Origin of the sequence: Leptothoe spongobia TAU-MAC 1115, assembly GCF_018739885.1 — a bacterium.
In the GTDB taxonomy this organism is placed as follows: domain Bacteria; phylum Cyanobacteriota; class Cyanobacteriia; order Phormidesmidales; family Phormidesmidaceae; genus Leptothoe; species Leptothoe spongobia.
Map to the genome: position 1 here is coordinate 1 of NZ_JADOES010000026.1, position 25,251 is coordinate 25,251.

A 25,251-nucleotide genomic window follows, 5' to 3' on the forward strand; every position below is an offset into this window, starting at 1 on the left:
CATTAGGCTTTGTCAGTCCACTGGATGTTTTGCCTAGCCTAGCTTATCTCTAACAGGTGCTGATTAGACACTAAGGGGACCTGAGTGCCGCCCAATAAGGCCAGAAATTGTCGGTAGAGTCTGCCCACACTCCGTTCATTGATCAACACCCCACGCTCACTTAGATCGTGATGAATTTCTTTGAGTTGACGATGCTTTTGCTCATGCTCCCAGCCAATGAACGCCAACACGTCAAGTCCATACGTACTATGCGGAAGACTATACTTCAATACCCCACTGGCATGGTACTTTTTCTCAAAGTGGCGGCACTCAGGATTCAGACATATCTTACTTTTTCCTGCCACAAAAATCGGACCACTCAAGGTTTGCACCGTTTTGCTCATATGCCAGCTCTGACCCGCAGCTAAGGGCACACCACAATGGAGGCATTCCTGAAAATCACATTCGATAATCTTGCGCTCTGCGTTTGGGAAATGTCGCAAAGGACGATGTCGAGGTTGCTTGCTCATTAGGCTTTGCCAGTCCACTGGATGTCTTGCCTAGACTAGCTTATCTCTAACAGGTGCTGATTAGACACTAAGGGCTCGACGGCGCAGCCCATCCGAATACTTATCCAACGATAAGTTCATCGTTCCGTCTGACGGATAAAGAGTGTTAACACCCGGTGTCTTGGTGCTATAGCCCAGACGGGTCACTACCACCTCCCCAAATAGCGACTCTATTTGACGTTGACACCGCTGACGCAGATGAGGTCGGGTTTCCTCATCTGAACCGATGACATCCCGTTGGCGCTCTTCCATTACCCCTCGCAAGTCCAGATGCGCTTGGAATAATCGCCTTAACAGCTCTGTACCTTCGTGCTGCACATACGACTCGATGTCTCCATGCTCTAAACTCTGGGATTCAATTGACATTAAGTAATTTTGTAAGACGGCATACTGCTCGTTAGCCGACCTCAACACATCTTGTTCTAGGGAGTCAGCAGTAGAACTTACCATGGGCAGCAGTCTCATGCACGATATTGGGACTATCGTCTCAATACTAGATACGTAACCCAACAACATCGCTACACAACAAAAATATTCGCTAAAAACCTTTCCACTTCATTACATTATGTCATCATAAAAGAGCCGCACCCAAATGAATATTTCCTCAAAAGTTTAGACGTTGCGAGAAAATCTGACAATAGTTCATTGGAGCGTTCAGCTCTGTTAGCCTTAGCTAAAAATAACGCTCAAAATATTAATGATACAGATGTTTTTGTATGGCTACATTCTGACCTAGAAACAGCTCAAGAAATCGGCAATCTGAGAGAGTGTTCTGATATCTTGAATAGTTTAGGCGAACTCTCGAAAATTCGTGGTAAATATCAAAATGCGCTTAGTTACTTTCAGAGTAGCTTAGAAATCTCAATAATCATTGGCAACCAGCGAATGCAAAGCAAAGCTACAACGTTCATAGCTGAAATTCATGCTACTATGCAAAACTTTGCCCAATCGATTGATTGCCAGCAAAAAGTGATTGCTATCAAAAAAGATATTGGCGATATACGTCAAGAGAAAAATCTCATGCGAGAACTAGGAGAAACTTATCGAAAATGGGGAGATTATATCCGAAAGACAAAATTGACAAATATGCATGAGAAAGATTATCTAGAAATCCTTGATTATCAACAACGTAGCGCAGAGATTCTTCGTGAAGTTGACGATCCTTGGGGAGAAAGCATGTCACTCGCATCACTTGGAATGACCTGTTATGTCTGGGGCGCTTATGAAAAGGCAGTTGATTACTATCATAAGAGTTTAGCTGTCAGTAAAACAGTTTTACATTCAGTGCCAGATTCTGGAAATATTCATCCTCAGCATGTCTACTTTAATGGTGTAGCGGCCCCTGAAAAACTTAATTTAACTGGAATAGCTGCTGCTTATCTTGCATGGAAAAATTATCCTAAAGCTATCGAATATTACAAGAAAGTATTGTCCATCGTCAGAAGCAATAAAAACTCCCAAGAAGAAGTTTCACTTCTTATAACTCTTGGGGATTTATATACAAAATTAGGAGACTATAATGCAGCTATTGTTTGCAATCAACAGCACTTAGATATAGTGCAACAGAATCAATATTGATGTTGTGCAAAAACACTGTCCTTACGGTTAACTACTCAAACGAACATATTTCTAGACAGCCCCTAGAAGTGTTCTCCAATGTAAGCATCACATCGGTCTATAAGGTGTTCCATTTTGTTGACCCTAACCAACATTTTGAGATCCTTAAATCGCTTCAAAGCTTTCATTGCCCACTCTTTTGACTTTTGGTAATTCTTTTTCTTAAACTCTAGTTTTGCATAACCTCTTTCGAAGAAAGCTAAGCGTCGATAATCATGGTTGCGAGCAGTGACAGCATACCAATCGTTGAGTAGATTTTCTGCTGTCTTTAAATCATTTTCTAAGATCGCAATATAGGCTAATCGCTCACAGGCTTTCACTTTAAGTCGTAACCAATGAATGTTTTCTGCTTTTTTGATTACTTGACTGTAAAGTTTTTTGGCAATACGATAATCCTCTTGACGATAGAAACTTTCGCCTTGATAGAAGAGAAATCGAATTTTTAATCTTGTTTCTCTAAATTCATCTATATGACCTCTAATAGAACGACGCAGCTCCACTGACTTGATGAAATATTTCTGTGATTTCTTAAAGTCTGGTTTCCGCAAATAAAGAGTAGCCAAATTAATTACGATAGTATTTTTAACGTAAAGATCTGCCTTTTCACTTAGATACCAGGCACTTTTAAGTAACTCTTCTGATTTTTTGAGATTCTCGTCTCCACCTCTTAATAATGCAAGCCAAGCAGAAGCAGACTTAAGCTCAGCTAAAAAGGCACTGTCTCCTTGATATTGAGCAACGTCCATTAACCAGCTTGACCATTCTAACCGATCTATCCAATAGCTATATAAGTAAGCGAACCTACTGAGTGCTCGCCATAATTGACGAGCTACTTCATACTTTTGATGTGCTTGACAGTATGTAAAGACCTCTTTGAAAGTGCCCCATTCATTGTTAATTGCATCATACTTCTCATGCCATTCTCCTTTATCTTCTCTACCATGTTCAATGGCTATATCAAGATATCGATTGATCCATTCTTCCCTTATTTGAGAGTGCATATCGGCATTACTTTCAAGTTTAGAAAGGGCATATCTACGAGTTAATGGCAGCATTCTATGGCGACCATCTGCATAAAAAACTAGCGAGCAACGGTCAAGCATATTCAATGCATATTCTGCTTCATCTCGCTGATGTAGATTAATGCCAGCGATAGTAAACAAATTCTCACACGTCAATCCATAAGAAGAAATCGATAGCGTCAGAAATAGGCGAAAACCAATAGGATTTTGCTCCTCTATATGTGAAGTTAACTTGTCAAAACAGTATCTACAGAGATCTCCTTGGGGGTTAGCCAATCTATCTAAAACTGTTTGAGTAGCATGTCCAAGCTGCAAAAATCCTATTGCATAATGAATCGCTAAAGGTACACCTCCACATATTTCATATAACCTAGAGTCAAAGTTATTATTATTAACTGAGACAAGATGCTCAGTTAATAATAAGTTGCTAATCATTTGCTGACTAGCTTCTCGTGATAGTTCTTTCAGATTAATATCATATCTATCTGAGTGTCGAGTTGTAATAATAGTCTTAATATGACTACCCTTAATACTTTTAAGAAACTCTATGATTTGATGTGTGTCCTCCGCTCTTAATGCTTCAAGATTATCTAATATAATCAATATTCGATAATCTCCACTACTAAGAAACTCTTGGAGGTCAGAAGCTTGACGAGCAGGATCGCTATCTTTTAAACCACATTTTTTTAGAGTATTATCAATATCCGCGCATAAATCTTGAAGTGTTTTAATAGGCTTCTGTTTTCGCTGAATTGGAATAATACCCTGTGGCAAAAGAGTAGTTAAGCGTGCAGAAGAGAATACTATTGCATCAAAAACTGGAAGCTTAGTCGGTTTAGATTCTTTTTGTGCGGCCAAACATACATAGGCAGTTTCTAATGCCAAAGATGTTTTCCCTACACCCCCGATACCAGTAAGAGTAATAATTCTTTCATGGAAATCAGGTGATATACGATAAAGCAAATCTTTTAGATCGTTGTCTCGACCAACTAGAGATTTATAAGAGGGCTCAGGAAGATTATGATAGTTCTCTTTTGTGAGATCTTCGATAGGGTATGATTTACTATCAGAACTACTAAGACTTTCCCCGATGTAAACCGTACCATTTTCAACATGTATTGGATAAATAGGTTGTTCAGTACGGTTAATACTTGGTAGTTCTAACTTAGATAAGATTTCAAAGGCAAAAGCACTAGCATGATGGGCAGCTATTTGTTGCTGTTCTTTTTCTGGCTCTAATGATTGATCGGCGACTACTAATTTAGAAATACCTCGAATTACGACCGCATCAATATTGGGATAAGCCAGAACGGTATTGAGAAAACCAACTCCACCTAATTCTATTGCAAGGGCATCATTATAGTTATTTCTTAGAAAGTTATATGTTGCCGATTGAGCAGACATAATAACTTTCTCTCCCGCAGCAATTGGTTTCATATGCACACTAGGTTGACTAGTAGGAGTAACTTTGTTTATTCGCTTAAGCCAGTCCTTTTTTCTTGCTTCTGCCCTTGCTCTTTGAAGAAGTCTATAAGCCGATTGACCAACTTTGGGTCTAGTTAGAAAAGAACTATCTACCTTGCCTGACTCATATCCATAAATTTCTGTTGCAACGATTACATCGCCAATCGCTATATCTTGAAGAGCATGGGCAATCCCCACCAGCAAGAGTATATCAGGCTTAAAATAAGCAATTGCTCGTTCGGCTTCTACGGAAAATTGTGCATTGCCAGCATCAATTTCAGCGATACCAATGTCCCATTCATTGGTTGGACCTACAAAATCACCTCGTTCGTAGATAGTACCCGCCGGATGAATATCTTCCTTTAAATGATCTAAATGATCACGAACTGCCATGTACTCTACGGGCAAAGAGGTCAAAATAATCGCGCGGGGCATAGATGCTTATTGAAATTGCTAATCAATAGTATTTTCTCAATTCCTGACCGCATCTGCCACTTATCAAAGATTTATTACTGATCTTTTCTAGCTTTCGAAGGTTTTCACAAATTTCTGTAACAACATATCGACATTGTTTAGGGTTTCATAAAAGTAGCAAAGTAGTATGTTAAGCCCGGAAGCTTTAGGGATCAATATTGTTTTTAGAGTTAACTATGACGCATGCCTTTTTTCCACCACCGTTGCCACGATTGGAATTGTTGGGTATTACGCCTGACAATGTGCGGTACGTGGAGCCTCGCAGTCGCCGTACCCACTGTCGGGCGGTGATGAACTGGTTGACCAAATATGAACCAGCGGCGGATGCGACTAATCTAGAGCAGGTTAAGGGATATCTTGAGGCGTTTTACCATCTGTGTGAGATGGGGGAGCATGAGCGGGCAGCCAGTTTGATTTCTACTAAGCTAAATACGGCGGCGGATGCTCATTTGCATTATCAGCTAAAGATTTGGGGGTATTCCCAAGAACGTATTGACCTCTACGAAGCGGTGATTGACCATGTGAACCCTGAGTGGAATGGGATGTTTCTGCACTTTTTGGGGACAACCCACTATACCCAGGGGAATTATCAGGAGGCGAAGCGGTGCTGCGATAGCGTAAGCGCTGACTTGTCAGTTCGCAGCCTAGAAATCACCCAAGAAGCTGGAAATGAAATAGATCGAGGTATGGTGCTCAGTAGCCTGGGGGATATCTACTATGCCCAGGGAGACTATGCCCAGGCCATTGACCATCAGGAGCAGTGGTTGGTCATTGCTCGGCAGGAGGGTGTGCGTGGTGGTGAGGGCATTGCCCTGGGAAGTCTTGGCAATATTTATGAGTCTCAAGGAGAGTATGCTAGGGCGATTGATTACCATCAACAGCATTTAGCCATTGCCCGTGGGATGGCGGATCTGGAGATGAAAGGGACAGCCCTGGGGAATCTGGGGAGTTGTTATCATTCTCTGGGCAACTATGATCAGGCTAGAGACTATCATCAACAGCATCTCAATTTGGCCCAGGAGATTGGTAATCGTCAGGGGGAGAGTAATGCGTTAACGGGGTTAGGGAGTGCTTGTTATAGTTTAGGCGAGTATGGTGAGGCTAGAACCTACTTTGAACAGCAGCGCCAGATTGCCCAGGAGATTAAGGATGCGGTTAGTGAGGGGAATGCGTTAGGGGGGCTAGGCAATGTGTGCTTTGCCACTGGTGACTATGATAATGCCCTCAAATTTCACAGCCAACATCTATCCATTGTGCAGAACCTGGGGCATCAGCAAAGTACTCTCCATGCGCTGGGAGATCTGGGGAATATTTATAGCGCCATTGGTCAATATGGGCAGGCGGCTGATTATTACCGACAACAATTGGCTATTGCCCAGGATATTGGAGATTCTATGGGGGAAAGTGTGGCCCATGGCAATTTGGGGGTGGTTGACCATGTTTTGGGTAACTATGGGGAGGCACAGCAGGCGATTGAGCGGCAGCTTGTGATTGTGCGGCGGATAGGGGATCGCTATCGGGAAGGTCAGGCGCTGGGGAATCTGGGGAATGTTTATCGTTTAACGGGTGATACCCCCAAGGCGATTGAATGTTTTGAACAGGCGATTAGCATTGCTAGGGAAGTAGGGGATAAGCCGGGTGAGGCAAATGCTTTTGGCTATTTGGGGAATCTGTTTTATGCGCTGGGGCAGTTTCAAAAGGCGCTTGAGCATTATCAGCGGCATTGGGACCTGGCTAAAGCTTTGGGGGATCTTCCGGGTGAGAGTCGGGCGCTGGGAGAGTTGGGCAGTGTATATCTAAAGCTGGGTAACTATGAGCTAGCGCTGGAGTATCATTTGCAAAACTTGGAGTTGACTCGGCGGATGGGAGATGTTGCTGGGGAAGGGGCCACCCTGGGTAGCATTGGCAATGTGTACGATCAGATGCATGACTATGCTCGGGCGATAGACTACCATCGGCAGGATTTGGCGATCGCAAGGCGGATTGGTGAACGACGGGCTGAGGAGGGGGCGTTGGTTAATTTGGCTAATGCTCAGAGTGAGTTGGGGGATTGGCATGGGGCGGCTGATAATTATCAGCGAGCATTGGCGATTGCACGAGAGATTGGTGATCCTTGGGGTGAGGGGCTAACTCTGTCGAATTTGGGTGAGACGCTGACTAAGCTGGGGCGGTATGATGAGGCTTTGGAAGTGTTGCAGACGGGGCTCGAAATTGTTAAGGGGCAGCAGGCGCAAGCGGTGGAGGCTTCAACTTATAAGTATTTGGGGATGTTGTATGAGGCGATGGGGGATAGTCAGCAGGCCATGAATTATTTTGACCAGGCTATTGCGCTATCAGCTGCATTAGGGACGCCTTTGGCGGAGGAATGTCGACAGTTACGAGTGGCTTTGCGATCTCAGGTGGAGGATTGAGTGAGGTGCTATCGCTCAGTTATCTGCTCCTTTCCAGGATTAATTCGAGAACGGAGTATGATTTAAAGACTGTAGGTCGGGAGCTTTTTCCGCAAATCAAGTAGGTATTGTCAAAGGATGGGAAACGACTTGCTGCGACGAGCAGATCCCATATGACAGCGATCAAAAAACTGGTTATGTCTCTCTTACGACAATCTGCGAAGCAAATGACTTAGAATGTACCCAGGGATATTTAGAAGCGTTTTTTATATATGCAAGATCAAGTAACGGCAAGAAACAGCCAATTTGCTGTTATTCCAACTCTATCTTGATAGGGCTGAATGATGCTCAGATAGAAAATTCCAATAGTGTTTTCTGTTGAAAAATTTAATTGTTAACTCAAGTTGCCTGTGAAAATTCTTTTTTCTATCTCTGTCCAACCTAATTGTTCTATCTCTGGCCAATCTGATTGATTTGCAAATTCTGCAGAGGTTTTCATGTCAAGCATGAGAGAATTCATGTATATAAGATGCTTTAGAGCAGTATAATCTTCTGTAGATAGATTTATAAGGTTTCTTTCTAAAGAGATAGTTTCAAACCAATTATCTAAAGCCTGCCTTACTAGACTTCTTAACAATGAGTCATCTTGTTGATATATTCTTGACTCTTGCTCTTTAAGTGCCGTCAAAGTATTGCCTAATGAGGCAAGATCTATATCTATGTTAAAGATAGAAGCCTCCTCTATTGCAGTTGCAAAGTCGGAAAGAAAAACGATAGAATTTTGAAGATTTAGAGAATGCAAGAAAACAGAGCTGTCTAAGCTAGAAAGATTTAAACTTAAACCTAGTCTTTTAGCAAGTTTAAAAACTTGATTAGCTATCTCTATGTCTTCAGCATTTTCAGGTATTGATTGTGATTGCTGAATCAATTGTAGTTTCTGAACCCGGTCAATACAAAGAACAACAAAAATAGCAATTACTCTGCGTGCAGAGCTCATATAATCACCTTCTACATTAGAGGTTATGTGCTCTGCCCAATTCAGCAAAGTTTTAAGCTTTTCTGAATAACCATAACTTAAAATCTTTTTTTCTGTATTGAGCAATAATTTGTTTATTGCTGCAGGAGTACTCAATAGCTCAGATATGATAAAAAATATTTCGCGCCAACGTTGATCATCGATATGGCTTTCTATCATTTGCTCTATAAGAACATTATCTATAATATGCTTTGCTGCGAGGTATTCCTGAAGGGTTAAATGAGAAAAAGAGTATACGTTTACAGCACGTTCGACCAAGAAACCCTGCTGTATCTCAATGGCCCTTAAAACAGCAGATCCATCGATAAATTTTGGTGCATTAAGGGTGTCAGTTAGAAATTCTTGAATTTGCGTCACAATTTCTTGGCGGGCAAAAAATAATTTATCATCTTTAAAATTAGTATATGCAATTTTAGATAACATGTATAATTCAAGATCGGAGTAAAGCCCTTCATAAATAGGATCACCGTGAACCCTTTTTTGTGCTGCCCACTCTTCCAATAAAATAAAAATAGCTCTTTGATATAGCCTACTTCGGTTGATCGGAAAATCATTTGTGTGACCGTATACTAAACATATAAAAGTTAGCAAAAGAGGTGAATTTGCTAGTTCTTTTATACTTAGGCTCTTAGGTTGTTGGAGTAATCTCCAAAGGTCTTTTGCTTTGGTTGTTTTCTCATTTGGGCTAGAGGTAAACCAATTTTCAATAAATTGACTGATTTGCTCATCATCAAAAGACGCTATTGCTACATCTGTAAATCGATTGAAGCTGCTTTGATATGCTGCAGTCCGACATGAAATGATAAAACGATTTTTATCGTAAACTTCTACAAAGTCTTGAATATTTTTAATGATTTCATCCAAGTTCCTGATAGGAACTTCATCTAACCCATCTAATAAAATCAATAACTTTCCAGCTTTTAGAAGATTAACTAAAGCCTCTTCAATTTTTGGAAAACCAGCAACTTCAAACTCTCTAGTTATCTCATTTAGAAGATTTATAGGAGACTCACTTAATCTTTTAAGTTCGATCAATATAGGTATCTGTTCATGATTATATACCTTATTATCTCCTTGAATTGCCTTTATTCCAATTTGCCGTAATAATGTTGATTTACCTGTGCCTGGTCCTCCTAAAATTGTTAGAAACTGAAATTCGTTCGCTATTTCAAAACCACTTTTTCTTGCATCGATTCGTGTTGAAAATCTACGAGATTGACTTTGACGGTAAGCCCTTTCTAATTCAGATACACTTGAAAAGCTCAAATTACTATCGTCAAGTATGTTAACCGTCGTGTAAATATTATGTATGCTTACTGGGGTTTCCATACTGAGAATTTTCACAAATCCATGTCTACGAATGTAAATCCCAATGAATTTTTGACTTGCTTGGTAAACCTGATCCCGTAACCCTTCGACTGCAGTAACAGTGTTGGTTAAGCCAAACTCTATAAAGATATCAGATATATAATCAATAGCATGGTTTGATGATTCATCAGAATAATTGCTGTCGTCAAAAAAACTATTCTCGAGAAGTATTCTATCTTGATCTTTAATGACTTTAGAAATGACTCGTATTTTTTTTAGCTCAATAGATTTAATTGGCGCTCCCCATTTGTTCCTAAATGTTATTAGGATATCCTCCGCTTGACCAATTTTATTTGCTTTTAACAAGAATGATTTTGCACCATAACTGCCTCCAAAACAATGCATAGTAATAATAGGTTCTCCAATAGCTCTACTTTCAAAAGCTTCACTACTTACCGAACAATAGACCGGATATTCTTCCTCTTCTAGCTGCCAATCAGAATCTTCTTCCGGTTGTAGATCAATAGTCATCAAGTAAGTTTGTCCTATCTGAGCAAGACTAGGGTAATTAATGATAGGTTTGACAGATAAGATTTGATTACTCAACATAATGCCCTTGGATGTTTGGCTGTAGATTTCAGATGGCTTACATACAACTGATCACGAGCTGTCAGACATAAGCTGTAAATCAGTTTGAATGTCTTCGTAGTAAACATATAAGAGTGTTGCAAGATAGCTGGCTCTATTTTTACTCACATTATCCAGTAGTGATTCATAAGCCTGCTGCCGCATCTGCCTCAAAATAATCGGTATTGTAACTGAAGATTCTTGATTTGATTGGTTGAGTAATTTAAAGAATTTTTCAATCACATCTTCTGAAATATTAAACTTGAAGGCTCCAAATGTTGCGATTACACCTCGAGCACCATGCTTCAGAAATAAATTTAGAAGATCAGAATGGCTTAACTCAACAGATTCATCAAAATTCAAATGGCCATTCATGAAGACAACACTTGCACCTTGCTTGAGGAGATACGATCTCCTTATAAAAGATCTTGGTCGCACAGAGAGTGGCTCCTGTACACTAAACCCATCAATAAAGACCATGTCATAATCAGAGCTAGAACGTTGGAGATCATCTAAGAAATTATAAAAATCTGAATGTCTTTGGCAGTCGAACAGAGTCTGCCATCTGTAGTTTTGGTTAGTGGTATAGGCTAATAGCCTGCCTTGAAAGCATGAATTTAAGGAGGTGATTTTCCTTTTTTTTACAACATTCCTATGATGAATTGTTTGTAATTTTGCTCCCAGGGGTATTTCATCGACTTCTAGTAGCTCCCAAGGAATGTTTAGTTTCGTGCAGTCATCAATCAATAAACAAGCAGACTCATCTGTTAGACTTTGATCTGCGAGCCATCGTAAAAACTTTCTAATTAGACAATTTTCATTCTCTTCCAGTTTTTCATGACATTCATCGATCTCGTCAAGTATGATTGCTGGATCTTGTTCCGACTCGATTAACTTAGTGATTTGAGTCAGCATAGGTTCAATGCTACCTTTAGTCCTCAGCGGTTGATTGTGGGCATGAAAGGCTTGAAGATAATATTGGTTTTCTTCCACTGCCTCAAAAAATATGCAGGGTTGATTGGTCTCTGTTGTCTTCCCAGTATTAAGTTCAAAAGATTTTGCTTCTTCTTCTGTCTCTTCTGAATCCGTCTGCCCATAAAAGTTGGCCAATACCTCAAACGCAAAAGCACTGGCATGGCGAGAAGCTCTATCCTGGCGAATATCTTCAGATTCCTCAGAGTTATCATTCTTCCCATCAATAAGGTCAGAGATGCCACGAATCACCATGGCAGAAACAGTTTTAACCTGTTGAGTTGCCGTTAAGAAGCCAGCTCCTTCCATCTCAACAGCAAGGGCATCGTCATAATATTCTCGCAGATATTCATAAATCTTAGTCTTGCGAGAGGCTATCACCTTTTCCCCAGCAGCAATCGGTTTCACATAAGACTTAGGTGCCTTTTCAGATTTTCCTAACCCTGGCAGAATCCGTTTTTGCCATAACTCTTTTCGTGATTCTGCACTGGCCCGCTGCTTCAGGTCATAGTCTGCCTCCCCTAACTTAGGTCTGGGCAAAGTCCGATCAGCCAGCACCTTCCCACTTTCATATCTGTAAACAATAGATGCTGCAACAACATCACCAATTTCCACATCCTTAATGCCGCCTGCTACACCCACAAACAAAATCACATCTGGCTTCAAATAGCTAATCGCTCGCTCAGCCTCTAAAGCTGCATTTTCATTGCCCATGCTGATTTGAGCAACAGCTACATTCCAGATACAGGTATCAGTTTTGAACTGACCTTTAGTGTAGATAGTTTTCGTTTCAGGATGAATATCTTCGGTCAAACGAGTTGCTGAACCCAACGGCTGAAGATGGGCTTCAACAGCCGTATGCTCAACTGGCAAAGCAGTTAAAATAACCGCTTTAGCAGTGGCGGTACCACCAGGCATATTCTCATAACAATCTGTGTTGGGAGTTCTGGGTTGCTCCGCCTGCTCCATTGCAGATGGTAATTTACCCGACTGATTCAGCTGTCTACTTTGGGCGATGGATTGTTGTAGATTAACGGCCATTATCGATCCACCTCCCATACATTGAGAGTTGGAATATCCGCAATTTTTGCCCCCAGTGCCTGGGCCAGCTTAATCGGCAATTCCGAATAATATTTCGGCTGTGGATTTAGCACCACCGCCTCCACCTGCTTTAACCGCCGAATCTGTTCAGCCTCCTGCAGCGCATCCTCAATCCCCTGACGGTTCACCAAATAAGTCGGCTTCCGATTCATCTGGCTCGCCTCCAAAGGCACATTCCCCCGACCATCGCTGAGCACCACCAGCACCGCCTGCTGCACTGCACTCCGCCCATGCTGCAGCGCATGCCGTAAACTGTGCTGCGCCAAATTTAACCCATGGGCCAGGGGAGTCGCCAACCCAGCCCCCTGTTCCAACGCCACCTGCACCCGAGGCACCAGCACCGACTGCGCACTCACCTTCTGGGCCTGTAGCTCCTGCCCTGCCGTGGCAGCCCCCACCTGCACCAAACATACACTCGCCCGCTCAATGTAGGCCCACTGCAAATAGGGCAGCAACGCCTCCTGCCATTGACACTCCTTTAGACAGGTGTAGTCCAACACCACCGTCAGCAACTGCTCAGGTACCGCCGCCCGCCGATATCGACGCAAATCCGTTGGCTGCAAGGTTAACCCGGCCCCATTCTCCGATGTCCGCATCGCCTGGTACTTTGCCGCCTCTAGCAAGGTACTCACCCAGGCAATATCCTGCGGCACCGTCGTAGGCTCCACCCCAATCACCGGCCCTCGCCCCATGGTCGCCTTGCGAAATCGACGGGCAGGCAATCGCAAAGACGCCGACTCTCGCTCGGTAGGGGTGTGATCCTCTGGGTAAGGCTCCTGAACAGGATTTAACTCCACCGGAGTCGACGGAAACTCAGCTTCGCTATCGGGTTTATAAACAGGCGTTTCTGACCTCGATTCTTGAGATGGAGTGTCTTCAATGGGCGTATCCGGCAAAGATTCTGGCTGTAATGGTTCAGCCTCAGCTTCAGGTTCGAGTGTCTTAGTTTCAGGTAAGGCAGGTTCTTCCGGCTCCGTAGAGACTAGCTTTAACCCAATCATGCGGGCAGCCAGGTCTACATGCTTTGGCATCACCTTCGACAGCTTGCCCTTATCAAGCTGAGCCTGGGACTGGGCCAATCGCAACAGTGTGAGTTCTCGCCGCAGTCCTTCACCATCTGAGAAATAGGCCAGCCCCCGTTCACAGGCAGCATCGGTTAAGGCCGGTCGCTGCTGCTGGGCAGCTTCAATCTGCTGACGTAGCTCAGTTGGTAATGTGGGTTCCTTGGTTTGGGGCGTTTCTAAGCTGGCAAACCAGGCCCGTAGGGCAGTGGTGCGATCTCGCCGTTGAAACTCCTGACCCGACAGCCGCAGGGCAAAGCGGTCTAATAAATGGGGAGAGAGGAATTTTATTTGCGATCGCGGACAGCCCGCAATCCAACCCAGTTGCGATCGCCACCGAGCCTGATGCCCATAGCGCTCCAGCTGAGCCACCTCCGTTCCCATCAGAGCAATGCAGGCCCGTGCCGCCGACAAGCTCAGCCGCGACAAATCTGGAATCACCACTATCCTGACAGCCGAGTCATTCCCCAACAGCCCCGCCTTCCACACAAAAGGCTGGGTCTTATTCTCAGGGGCAAGACTCATACTGCCCCACAGACTTTCCTCCGTCTCCGTTGGCCCCAGGTAAACCGACTGCACCGAGCCCTGGGTAGTGATAGCCAGCATTTCTGCCCATAGCCCCACAGCGGTTTCCAACATGGCAGGCGAACTATCAAATACCAGAATGCTCCGTAGTCCCGGTTGCAGTGCAGCACAGGCTAACCCCTGCACCAGCGGTTGTTGCAGGGAGGGAATAATTTGCGTTCTTGCCTGCTCTCTAACCAACCTTCTCAATTACTTGCTGGACTTGCTCATCATCATCTGGGCTCCAGACAGCCTCATTATTTTGGGCCATAGTCGGACGCCGATGCTGCAGAGCCAGAGGAGCCACCTTGGCCACATGGTCCGCCGTCACCTCCGACTGATTCTCCTTGGCCGCATAGGCACGAGCCGCCATTGCTAGCACCCGTTCCCCCCGATTCCCTTCCACCTTAAACTCCGTCGCTAAGGCCACGCACAGGGGCAGAATCTTATCCGCATTTACCTTACGCATCTCTTCCTGAGCGGATTTTAACTGGTCAAACAGCTCCCGACCCTGGGCTTCCGCATTGTCCAAAAACGTAGAGTTTTCCCCAGCTTCCCGCTTTGCCCATTCATCCTCAAAAGTGAGCACATTTTTCAACGCTTGTAGTCGAGCTGTTGCATCTTGCTCCGTGGTCACATTTACCATCAGCCCGAAGCGATCCAGCAGCTGAGGTCGCAGTCCCCCTTCTTCCGGGTTCATCGTGCCCACCAGCGTAAACGGCACATCGTAGGACTCGCTATTGCCATCCCTGGCCACCACCAGCTTGCCCGTCGCCGTCACATCCAGAATGATGTTCACAATGTGGTCATCCAGCAGATTAATCTCATCCACATACAGCAGCTTATTTGTCGCCTCCAGCAAAAGACCATCCTTCCACTTGGGATTTTTCTGGAGCATTTCCCGCACATCCCAACCGCCCACCACCCGATCCTCCGTGGCGTTAATCGGCAAAGTAACCGGCAGCTCCCCGTCATAGACCATCTGAGCAAAGGCCCGCACCGCCGTTGACTTCCCCGTTCCCCGATGGCCACTGAGCAGCACCCCACCCAAACGCGGCATGATGTAAGCCAGCTCCAGCGCTAACTTTAACGAGGCCTGTCCCACAATCAGGCTGTAAGGCAGCACCGGAATCTTCGTTTGCTCAGCTTGCTGTTGCGCCATACCTACCGCCCCTTTGCCAAATCAGCATAGACAATAATTTCCCAACCCAGAACCAGCAGTAATAGTAACTCCAAACCACTGAGCAAATAGATCACCAGGGCCGCTTTTGGCACCAGCACCCAGAATGCTATCAGCGCCACAATCCCAGACAGCACAAAGGTAATCTCATCAATAATCAGCTGCTCAATCTTGCGCCGGGACCGTCGTTTATCACTACGGTGGGCAATTTCCCACCCAAATAGTGCCTCCAGGTCCGCATAGCCACTTTTCTGCTTGACCTTATCCACCAGCGTCAGCCGAATGTAGCGCCCAATGGCGGAAATCTTTTGGTCATTGATCAGGTAGGTCCAACCCAAAATCAAACAGGCCCAGGGCAGTACTAAAAACGCATAGTAATTAGCTGAACTGGACACCGCAAAGGAAATAATCGCCCCAAAAACACCCAGGGTCACATATAGCAGGTTATCCCGAAATCCAATCCGCTGGATTTGCTCATCCTTAAGCTTGTCATATTCTGCAAGCCACACATCTAAAACCAGGTCCTCAGCCATGTTTGCCTCGAAATCAGAGCTATCTGCCATTTTGCCAGATATAGATTGTACTGAGATGGAGTATAAACAGGCTTTGAATTCTTCGAGAGTAGGCCAGTCGAGCATCTGCTCGGACCTGGGGTTAAAGCTCGTCATCTGAATGATGACCGCCTAGGTCAAATGCTTGACCAGCTGTACGCGTTTGGCACCAGCACATTTTTTCCTTCAGGTGGCTTAACAAGCGGTGGAGCGCTTTGACGTGAGTGGCCAATAGCTACATTTCGATTCGAGCTCATTCTCGGTGCAGGGGGGAATATGCTCAGGCTACCTTGGGTGATTTGGACCAGGTGCCTATCGGAGATCAGCCGAAGCTACTCGCGCGACCATCGGCCAGACCTGAAGCAGTTTGTTGTGCCCCTCATTCATAGTGCAGATGGAGGCTTGCCGCTTTGGTTGAAGGTAGACAACAGTAATCAATAATCAAAGTAATGCCAGCCAGTTTGGAACCCTCATGAGCCAGTTTGCTGAGGCATGGGAGATGGAGAATACGTTTGTCATTGATGCAGCTTTCTACAGCGGGTTCAATCTGAAGACGACCATCGCTCTGCGCTTGAAAACTACCCACAGCTCATATGCTACAGATCGTAGTTTGAAAACATAAATGCTAGACCACCGTTCGAACAAATGCGCACAGGAAGATGTCCCGATGGTGCCAACTCACTAAAATCCAGTTCGTCATACCGTAACTGTCTCCCCCTCAGCCAGCTTCCCACGCGCCAACCGACTTTATTATTAAACTTATTCCACAACAACTTGTTCCATAACTTATCACTTGGAAGGTTTCCATCATTCTTACCTGCACATTCCATGCAAATTCGTTTCTGTACACTAAAGCCAAATCTACCCCTGCTATATGCTATCCAAAGTCGATTAATCTCTAATAACGCTGAGGGAGGAAATAGTATTAGCTTTTTCTCTGCCATAAAATCAAAAGCACCTTGGACGCCGCCATCGAGGCCATATATTGAAGCATCATCGCTACCAAGTCTCTTATTTATCGAGGCGATTGATATATCAGACATTAAGAGATCAGTGTACTGATTAGCTTTTTCCCAAGAACGTGCCTTAAGCAATTCCTCTAGTTCTTTGAAGGTAAAACCCTCTTCTTTTTCTACTGATCCATCGCTCACTTCCTCTTCTACCTGGAATTTAGCTAAGATCTCAAAGGCAAACGCACTAGCATTCTGTGATGCCCGCTTTTGACGGTCTTCTTCATTTCCCATAATCGAATCTTCAGCATTTTTATCCTTAATCAGATCAGATATGCCACGAATAACCAGGGTTTGAATTTTTGGATAGGCAAAAGCTGCTTGAAGGAAACCAAAGCCTTCCATTTCAACAGCAATTGCATCGTTATAGCTATCCCGCAAAAACTGAAATAATTTAGATTCTCGTGATGCAATTACTTTTTCTCCAGCCGCTATGGGGCCTAAAAAAGCTTGAGGTCTAGCATTATCGCTATCAGGTATCCGCTTGACCCATTCACCTTTTCTGGTTTCGGATTTGGCTCGTTGGAGAATGGCATAGGTTGATTGTCCTACAGCAGGGCGAGTAGAAAACGTTTCATCTACCTTGCCAGATTCATACCCATAAACCTTGGTAGCAGCTACTACAGAACCGATATCAACATCTTTAATACCACCTGCGATACCTACGAAAATCAGATAATCAGGATTAAAGTACACAATTGCTCGTTCTGTTTCAGTAGCTGCAATTGTATTGCCTGCTCCAATTTCAGCAATGCCCACATCCCAAGTCTGATTATCTGTGATGAATTGACCCCGTTCATAAATAGTCCCTGGGGTATTCATAACTTCTTTTAGGTTGGTCAAATGATGACGTACAGCTAAATATTCAACTGGTAGAGCTGTCAGAATTACAACAAGGGCCATAAAGACTGGATGCGAATTACTACGTGGGGCCTTACCATTCTGACCAGCCTTACCCTCAGATTTCAAGGAACTAACGTACTAATTTAGGTATTTTGGCCGATTTTTGAAAAACTAGATTTTAGTAACGTACCAGGTTTAGATTTAAGAATCGCTTGACTGGCTATGAAGCAACTGCTCTTGAAGTTCTTGACAGTCTTGAACCAGGGGAATCCTCAATTCTGTAGCGATGGTGAGGGCGCGATCGCAGTACTGCAAGGCCATCTCGTATTGTTCTAGTTTGCGATAAACTGCCGCCAAGTTTTGAAGTGCCGTGGCGAATTTTGAGAGGCACTACAATTTCTAGAGCAGCCTGTAGCGATTCCACGGCTTCTGAATACTGCTCTGAACGAATAAAGACTGCCCCAAGGTTACAGAGAGCATTAGCTTCCCCTCGGCGATCACCGATTTCTTTAGCTATCCCCAGCCGCTGTTGGTAATACTCGATGGCAAGCTGATAATCACCCAGAGCAAAGTACAGATTGCCCAGGCTACCTAGAGCAACGCCCTGACCTGACTTATCACCAATGGTTTCGCTGATGTCTAAAAATTGCTGATAGTAACTAACCGCCTGGTTGTAGTCATTAAGGGAATAAAAGGCATTCCCTAATGCACCTAGCGCAGCCGCCTCTCCAGCTCGATTCCCAATGTCTATCGCAATCTCTAAATGCTGCTGGTGATAGGTAATGGCTGTGGCATAGTCACCAAGAGCATCATAGATACTTCCTAAGCATCCTAGTGAAGTCGCCTCACTACGTCGGTCTTGAATATTTTGTGCGATTACCAAACTACGCTGATGTAGTTCAATGGCCTCAGGATAATTTCCTGTGTAGATAGCAATATTGCCCAGATTCGCTAGACTGTTGCTCTCACCTTTGCGATCTCCAATAGATTTCGCAATTTCTAAACTCTTTTGATGACATTCAATAGCTTGAACATAGTTACCCGTGCTGGTGTAGCTCAGGCCTAAACTCCCTAATGCTTGTTCCTCACCCAATTGATCGTCAATCTCTTGAGAGATTTCCAGACTCTGTTGATGAAAATCAAGAGCCTGAGCAAAGTTACCGAGGCTTTGATGGGCCAAACCTAAGTTACCTAGTACTTCTCGCTGTCCTCGACGGTCGTTAATTGCCGTGGCGATTTCCAAACGTTGCCCCTGGTATTCAATAGCTTTATTGAAATCCCCAAGCGCATTGTAGGCGAGCCCTAAATTACCCAGAGCCGCTCCTTCAGCACGTCGATCATTAATCTCCTGAACAATAGCCAAACTTTGCTCAGAATACTGAATCGACTGGTGATAGTCTCCCAGAAAGTAGAAATTTAGCCCTAAATTACCCAGAGCTAATCCTTCACTTTGGCGATCGCCTATATTTCGGGCAACTTCTAACTGTTGGTTTTGATAATGAATAGCTTTGTCATACTCACTGAGTGAGTTATGCAGGTTGCCTAAACCATTCAGCAGGGTAAGCTCCCAGTCAGAATCTAGCTTTCCTAGTAGTTTAGTAAACAACTCTAACTGCTCATGGTAATAGCCCCACGTGTTGAGTTGGTTGTGGAGCTGATCTTGAGTAGGAGTGTTTAATCGAATAGCGAGAATTTTACCAATAACTTGCCAGTTTTCAAGCTCGAATAGATGATGACAAGCTTCTAAACATCCACGAACTTTTTCTAAATTAGAAGCATTTTCAGAAGGTTGATATTTACTTAACCAATTGATAGCGGCCCTGTAGTGAGTACGTTTCCAAGGAGGACGCAGAGATTTTATGTTTTTTGACTCTAACTTGGCTTTTTGAAGAATTAATTGGCTAGGCGGTAAAAACTCACACATTGTTTTCTAAGGTTGAGTGAGTATGGCATAGGGCTTGCTTTTTGTCTTGTATATATCTTGATCGTTAAAAGATTTTTAATATATGCAATAATTTGAGCAATAGTTTAAATAAATATTTGAATATCCAAGAGTATCTCCCTTGAAGTTTACGAATGACCCACATTAATGCTTGACAACTTGAGGTCATAGGAAGCTCCAAGCGGCTAGAAATTTCTATAGCCTGGGAACACTCTTCCTTAGCCTGTTCAAGTCGATCTGTCATGCAATGTATGATGGCTAATTCATATAGATTTACAGTGATTCCTCTCGGCACTCCAATTTCTTGGTAGATAGTTGTAGATTGTGTAAGGTGTCTTTCTGCTTTACTTAACTGCCTCATTTTGAGGTACGTGATTCCTAGATTGCCTAAAGCATTTCCCTCAGCGTTTTGATCACCAACTTCTCGTGCAATATCTAAATGCTGCTGATAACAGTCAATAGCTTCTGAGTAACGTCCTAAATCACTGTAAGCGAGTCCCAAATCACCAAGTGCAGCACCAATTCCCCAGCGATCATCAATCTTCCTTGCAATAGTTAAATATTGTTGTTTATAAATAATTTCTTGTTGATACTTTTTCAAGTATCCATAAGCATGCCCTAACCCACAGAGCGCATTGCCTTTAATTTTTTGCTCGTTGATACTTTGGGCAATTTCTAAACATCTTGAGTAGCAAGAAATCGCTTTGTCATAATCTCCAATTGTATTAAAATGATTTCCTAAGTTTGAGTAACTAGCAGCTTCTCCGCCTCGACTTCCAATTTCTTTCGAAATAGCAAGACTTTGGTCATGAAAATCAAATGATTGATCATAGTTTCCCAAATGATGATGAGCAAGTCCTAATTGACTTAGGGCAGTGCTTTCGCTGTATCGATTAGAAATTTCTCTAGCAATACTCAACTGCTTTTCTTGGTAATAAATAGCCTTGTTATAATTGCTGAGAGAATTATACAGACTACCGAGACCATTCAGTAGGGTTAGCTCCCATTCAGAATCTAGCTTTCCCAGCAAGTTAGTAAATAGCCCTAACTGTATATGGTAATAGCCCCATGTATTGAGTTGATTGTATAGCTGTTCTTTTGTAGGAGTATTTAATCGAATAACAAGTATTTTACCAACAACTCCCCAATCTTCTAGTTCAAAGAGGTGGTGACAAGCTTCTAAACATCCATGTATCTTGTCTAAATTAGAAGCATTCTCAGGTGGTTGATATTTGCTTAACCAGTTGATGGCAGCCCTGTAATGTGTTCGCTTTGAGTGAGGATATAGAGATTTAGTTACATTGAGGTCTAAGCCAATGTTCTGGAGTATTACTTGTCCAGGAGGCAATAATGTAGACATCATTATTTTGCAATCAGAAGACGTGCAACATTCAAAACAGTTGTTATAGTTTTATGCTATTCTAAGCATTCCCAGGATTTTGAACAAAAGCTTTGACAAACACCTAAATATCAAAGAGTATTTTCCCCGGAGTAATCGAAGCCATTTTAGTAATATTCCACAGCTTGAAGCGATAGGTAGTTTGAGTTTACTAGCCATTTCTAGGGCTTGAGAACATTCTTCATTAGCCAGCTCAAATTGTCCTTTTATACAGTGCAATATAGCCAGTTCATATAGATTAAAAGCTATACTCCTAGGTGCCTTGATCTTTTCAAAAATAGCTATGGAATGTATAAGGTTAGCTTCAGCTTTATTTATTCTTCTCATTTTTAAATAGGTAACTCCCAAATTACCTAAAGCATTGCCTTCCGCATTTTTATCCCCTAGTTCTTGCGCAATGACTAAATGCTGTTCATAACAGTCAATAGCCTTTGAATAAGAGCCTAAATCACTATATGCAAGCCCTAAATCACCAAGTGCTGCACCAATTTCCCAACGGGCACCAATTCTCTTGACAATATCTAAACACTGTTTTTTATAAATGACTTCTTGTTCATATTGTTTTAAATAACCATAGGCATGTCCTAAACCACATAGAGCTGTAGATTCAATTTTTTGATCCCCAATAGTGCGTGAGATATCTAAGCATTTTGAATAGTAGTTGATAGCTTTTTGATAATCACCAAGTGTATTGAAATGATTACCTATGTTTGCATAGCCAATGGCTTCTCCACTACGACTACCAATTGCTTTCGAAATGGCTATATTTTGATGATGTAGATCGAATGATATATCATATTTTCCTTGATAAAAATGGGCGACCCCTAATTTACTTAGAGCATCACTTTCTCCATGTCGATTATTGATTTCTCTAGCGATCTCTAAATATTGCTGATAATAAATAATTGCTTGTTCATAGCTACCTTGTTGTAAATAGATCTCACCTATATTACCTAAATTGGTGGCCTCTCCCAATTTATTCCCAATTTTTTGTGCAATTAATAGGCTTTTTTTGTTAAAATCAAGAGCTTTTTCATAATCTCCTAGAGCTTTATAAGCAAGACCTAATCCACCTAAACTACTACCAACAGATTTCCAGTGATTGATGTTCTTGGCAAGTTGGAAACATTGATTATTGAACTTGATTGCTTCTTGGTAGTTATCTGTGTGTAGATAAATGTTTGCCAAGTTTCCTAGTGAAGCACATACTTGGGACTTTTCATCAAGTTCATTAGCAATTTCTAGACTTCGCATGTATGCCTGAAGTGCTTTGTCATATCTGGATTGGTACTCATGAGCAAGACCAATATCATTTTGACAAATCATTTCTCCGTCAATTTTGAGATGGCCAGATACTTTTTCACAAAGCTCTAGCTGTTCTTGATAATACCCCCAAGCAAAAAGCAACATTGTTATTCTGTTAGTCTTGAATTGCCCATTGGATGGAGCATTAATTGTTTCCATAAACAAATTACCTGCAATATCCCAATCCTCAATCTCACAAATATGGGATAAAGCTTCTATATATCCCTTTATAGTTTCTCGATTTGATGGATTGGAAGATGGGGAATACTTGAGCAGCCAATTGTACGCTGCACGATAATGGCTACGTTTCCATCGGGGTTTTATTCCCTTGGTAACCGTTAAATCAAGACCAATTTTTTGAAGTATTTCTCTATTGTTAGATGGATTCTGATTCATACAACTAACTCATCTAAAGACTCTAAGTGTTTGAGTGATACGCTTCGAATAATGTTGTGTTGCCTTAAAAGACATCGATTGTCCTCAATAGATTCTTCAACTAAATACCGTTCTCGTAAGGTCTCTAAGGCTACTTTTTGCTCATGTTCATTGCGATCCCAATCTTCTAAATGACTGAGCCAGAAGTCTTCCTGTACAGGGCATCGATAAACGGATGACTCACACAGCAAAATATATGCCCATTTAGCATCCTCTTTTAACCGCGTAAATGTTTTATTGAGTCGTGATCGAACATTTCTTCGCAATGTTGTTGTAAATCTATCTAACTTCCACTGATCTTTACCTACAGTTTTTCCATCTTGACCTTCAGCTATGGCTTTTTCAACGTCCTCAACCTCACTGCCATATTTATTCCAATAAGCAACGATATTTCCTCTAAACGGCTTATTCTTAATTTCCCCTGCAATGACTCGTAATGCTAAAGGATGTCCTTCATAGGCTGCTCCGATTCGCTCTAAATAAGGTCGGCCATCCGAACTAGGACTGACATCCAATTCTATTTTCCCAAACAAGGCTATTTGCTCAGCTTTCTCCAGGCCACCTAGGGGTTCAAAGTACCAGAAGTTTTGATATCGTGTTCCTACCTCTTCCAATTTGCCAGGTAAATCCTGAGAGGTAAGAATGACACAACTCTTGCATGAATCAGCTTTTAGATATGCCTCAAAAAAATTGAGCCACCATTCATCCTTGAAATCATTCCAACCTTCCTCTTCATTACCCTGCAAAATATTCTCTAACGAGTCCATTTGCACCAGGTAGCGATTCTCCCGCATGTGGTTAAGCAATCGACTTAGGAGGCGCTGTGGGTCTTTCCGATCATCAGGGGTAATCAGTTCACCCCACGTTTCTAGCCAACGGGCCGCCACACTAGAGAAGTCAGAACTTTGCTGCTCATCATCAAAGTTTTCCTGCTGATAATGAGACCAGTCATTACCCAGCCAATCACTAACCTCTATAGAGAGACGTTCTCCGAGTGCTGTCTTACCAATGCCAGTGATACCCAATAGCATTAGTAATCGACAATTACTACGGATGAGATCGCTTAAATTCTGAATCAAACTTTCCCGACCAACCCAACCATCGTCATAGGCAAAGAAACTGGGTCGATTTGGCTCCACAGACGTTTCCTCTGGTTCAGCAGACTGAGCACCCTCCATTTCTAGCTTTGACAAAACCTCAAAGGCAAACGCACTGGCATTTTGTGAAGCACGTTCCTGCCGATTTTCTTCATTGCCTTTCTCTGGGTCATCGGCATTTTTATCCTCAATAAGGTCAGAGATGCCACGAATTACCAGGGTCTGAATACCAGGGTAAGCAAAGGCAGCTTGCAGGAAGCCATAGCCTTCCATTTCAACTGCGATCGCATCGTTATAACTAGCCCGCAAAAACTGAAATAACTCAGACTCACGGGATGCAATTACCTTTTCCCCAGCTGCAATAGGGGCTACAAAAACTTGAGGTTTAGTACTTGTAGCATTATGTAACCGTTCTACCCATTCACCTTTTCTGGCTTCCGATTTAGCCCGTTGGATAACCGCATATTTTGATTTCCCCACAGCAGGCCGAGTCGCAAATCCATTTTCGCCCACCTTGCCTGACTCATAACCATATACTTCAGTTGCAGCGACGACATCGCCTACATCAACATCCTTTATACCTCCTGCAATGCCCACAAAGAATAGGACATCCGGCTTGAAGTAATTCAAAGCCCGCTCAGCTTCAACCGCAGCACCAGCATTACCAGCACCAACTTCAGCAATCCCCACTTCCCACTGCTGATTATCTGTCACGAACTGCCCCCGCTCGTAAATCGTCCCTTGGGGATGCGTCTCTTCATTAAGACCCGTCAAATGCTTGCGTACAGCCAGATACTCAACCGGTAGGGCTGTCAAAATTACAGCAAGGGGCATAGGCTTTATTTCAAGTCAGGTTGATTCCACCATTCTGGCGATTTCAACCTGAAATGCCAAGGGACTAAGGTATTTCTTTGCTTTTTGATCCACTATGAACGATTTTCCACCATTACTGTCTCATTCGTTGGTTGAAAAAGTAACGGATTAAGTTGGCAAAAACTTACTACTATCAAAGGCAGAAATCCTATCTCTTCTGTGTTCTCTTTTGATTACTTAAGAGAGACTTTTGGTAAACCGCAATAGCCCTACCATGGGCGACAGGATCTTCTCGGTTATGCAACCAATCCTTTAACAGCTCAAGGTTATAACGAATACAACGACTGTTGATCCGCACCCAATGGAGACCTTCAATCCATTCGCCACTGCGACGATAGCGCTTGAGTGTCGAAGCACTCATATTTAAACATTCTGTTGCTTGACGTTTACTTGCAAAGAGAAGCATGACGCTACTCCTAACCGTTATTGGTC

17 protein-coding genes and 1 pseudogene are annotated in these 25,251 nt (G+C 43.0%); 3 read left to right on the forward strand and 15 right to left on the reverse strand.

Annotated features, from left to right (window positions below):
* Positions 1-38 precede the first annotated feature (38 nt).
* Entirely contained in the window at positions 39-509 is a 471-nt protein-coding gene (locus tag IXB50_RS13480; protein WP_215609501.1) for a hypothetical protein, read from the reverse strand.
* 60 nt (positions 510-569) lie between these two features.
* Complete coding sequence (locus tag IXB50_RS13485; RefSeq protein WP_215609502.1) at positions 570-998, reverse strand: hypothetical protein; 429 nt, start codon at positions 996-998, stop codon at positions 570-572.
* Between the two features lie 195 nt (positions 999-1,193).
* Between IXB50_RS13485 and IXB50_RS13490 the strand changes: the two genes are divergently transcribed.
* Complete coding sequence (locus tag IXB50_RS13490) at positions 1,194-2,126, forward strand: tetratricopeptide repeat protein (RefSeq protein WP_215609503.1); 933 nt, start codon at positions 1,194-1,196, stop codon at positions 2,124-2,126.
* 62 nt (positions 2,127-2,188) lie between these two features.
* Here IXB50_RS13490 and IXB50_RS13495 read toward each other — a convergent pair whose 3' ends face one another.
* Complete coding sequence (locus tag IXB50_RS13495) at positions 2,189-5,086, reverse strand: phosphorylase family protein (RefSeq protein ID WP_281413280.1); 2,898 nt, start codon at positions 5,084-5,086, stop codon at positions 2,189-2,191.
* Positions 5,087-5,301: 215 nt separating this feature from the next.
* Between IXB50_RS13495 and IXB50_RS13500 the strand changes: the two genes are divergently transcribed.
* Positions 5,302-7,536, forward strand: coding sequence for a tetratricopeptide repeat protein (locus IXB50_RS13500; protein WP_215609505.1), 2,235 nt, complete (start codon positions 5,302-5,304; stop codon positions 7,534-7,536).
* A gap of 373 nt (positions 7,537-7,909) precedes the next feature.
* Here IXB50_RS13500 and IXB50_RS13505 read toward each other — a convergent pair whose 3' ends face one another.
* The 5 genes from IXB50_RS13505 to IXB50_RS13525 all read right to left on the reverse strand — a co-directional run bounded on the left by IXB50_RS13505 (position 7,910) and on the right by IXB50_RS13525 (position 15,897).
* Complete coding sequence (locus IXB50_RS13505) at positions 7,910-10,468, reverse strand: NACHT domain-containing protein (RefSeq protein ID WP_215609506.1); 2,559 nt, start codon at positions 10,466-10,468, stop codon at positions 7,910-7,912.
* Between the two features lie 51 nt (positions 10,469-10,519).
* A complete protein-coding gene (locus IXB50_RS13510; protein ID WP_215609507.1) occupies positions 10,520-12,427 on the reverse strand; it encodes a 5'-methylthioadenosine/S-adenosylhomocysteine nucleosidase family protein in 1,908 nt (635 codons plus the stop codon).
* Positions 12,428-12,498: 71 nt separating this feature from the next.
* Positions 12,499-14,385: a hypothetical protein gene (locus tag IXB50_RS13515; RefSeq protein WP_215609508.1), complete on the reverse strand. Its 1,887-nt coding sequence runs from the start codon at positions 14,383-14,385 to the stop codon at positions 12,499-12,501.
* A complete protein-coding gene (locus tag IXB50_RS13520) occupies positions 14,378-15,346 on the reverse strand; it encodes an AAA family ATPase (protein WP_215609509.1) in 969 nt (322 codons plus the stop codon). Before IXB50_RS13520 ends, IXB50_RS13515 begins: the two co-directional genes overlap by 8 nt.
* A gap of 2 nt (positions 15,347-15,348) precedes the next feature.
* Complete coding sequence (locus IXB50_RS13525; protein ID WP_215609528.1) at positions 15,349-15,897, reverse strand: hypothetical protein; 549 nt, start codon at positions 15,895-15,897, stop codon at positions 15,349-15,351.
* Between the two features lie 135 nt (positions 15,898-16,032).
* Between IXB50_RS13525 and IXB50_RS22795 the strand changes: the two genes are divergently transcribed.
* Positions 16,033-16,134 carry a hypothetical protein gene (locus tag IXB50_RS22795; protein WP_456319617.1) on the forward strand — a complete coding sequence of 34 codons (102 nt, stop codon included), beginning with the start codon at positions 16,033-16,035 and terminating at the stop codon, positions 16,132-16,134.
* A 377-nt stretch (positions 16,135-16,511) separates the two neighbouring features.
* On the opposite strand, the gene IXB50_RS13535 is transcribed toward IXB50_RS22795, so the two are convergent.
* From IXB50_RS13535 to IXB50_RS13560, 7 genes and pseudogenes are all read right to left on the reverse strand, one after another.
* A complete protein-coding gene (locus IXB50_RS13535) occupies positions 16,512-17,828 on the reverse strand; it encodes a phosphorylase family protein (protein ID WP_215609510.1) in 1,317 nt (438 codons plus the stop codon).
* Positions 17,829-17,969: 141 nt separating this feature from the next.
* Entirely contained in the window at positions 17,970-18,125 is a 156-nt protein-coding gene (locus tag IXB50_RS22800) for a tetratricopeptide repeat protein (RefSeq protein WP_246564492.1), read from the reverse strand.
* A gap of 97 nt (positions 18,126-18,222) precedes the next feature.
* Positions 18,223-19,692, reverse strand: a pseudogene (locus tag IXB50_RS13540) (tetratricopeptide repeat protein); the annotation flags it as partial.
* A gap of 64 nt (positions 19,693-19,756) precedes the next feature.
* Positions 19,757-21,073: a tetratricopeptide repeat protein gene (locus IXB50_RS13545; RefSeq protein ID WP_215609511.1), complete on the reverse strand. Its 1,317-nt coding sequence runs from the start codon at positions 21,071-21,073 to the stop codon at positions 19,757-19,759.
* A gap of 48 nt (positions 21,074-21,121) precedes the next feature.
* Complete coding sequence (locus tag IXB50_RS13550) at positions 21,122-22,810, reverse strand: tetratricopeptide repeat protein (RefSeq protein ID WP_215609512.1); 1,689 nt, start codon at positions 22,808-22,810, stop codon at positions 21,122-21,124.
* Positions 22,807-24,780 (reverse strand): 5'-methylthioadenosine/S-adenosylhomocysteine nucleosidase family protein, encoded by a 1,974-nt coding sequence (locus IXB50_RS13555; RefSeq protein ID WP_215609513.1) that lies wholly within the window; start codon positions 24,778-24,780, stop codon positions 22,807-22,809. Before IXB50_RS13555 ends, IXB50_RS13550 begins: the two co-directional genes overlap by 4 nt.
* Positions 24,781-24,967: 187 nt before the next feature.
* The gene (locus IXB50_RS13560; protein WP_215609514.1) at positions 24,968-25,225 is read right to left on the reverse strand and encodes a hypothetical protein; all 258 of its coding nucleotides are present in this window, start codon (positions 25,223-25,225) and stop codon (positions 24,968-24,970) included.
* Between the last annotated feature and the right edge of the window lie 26 nt (positions 25,226-25,251).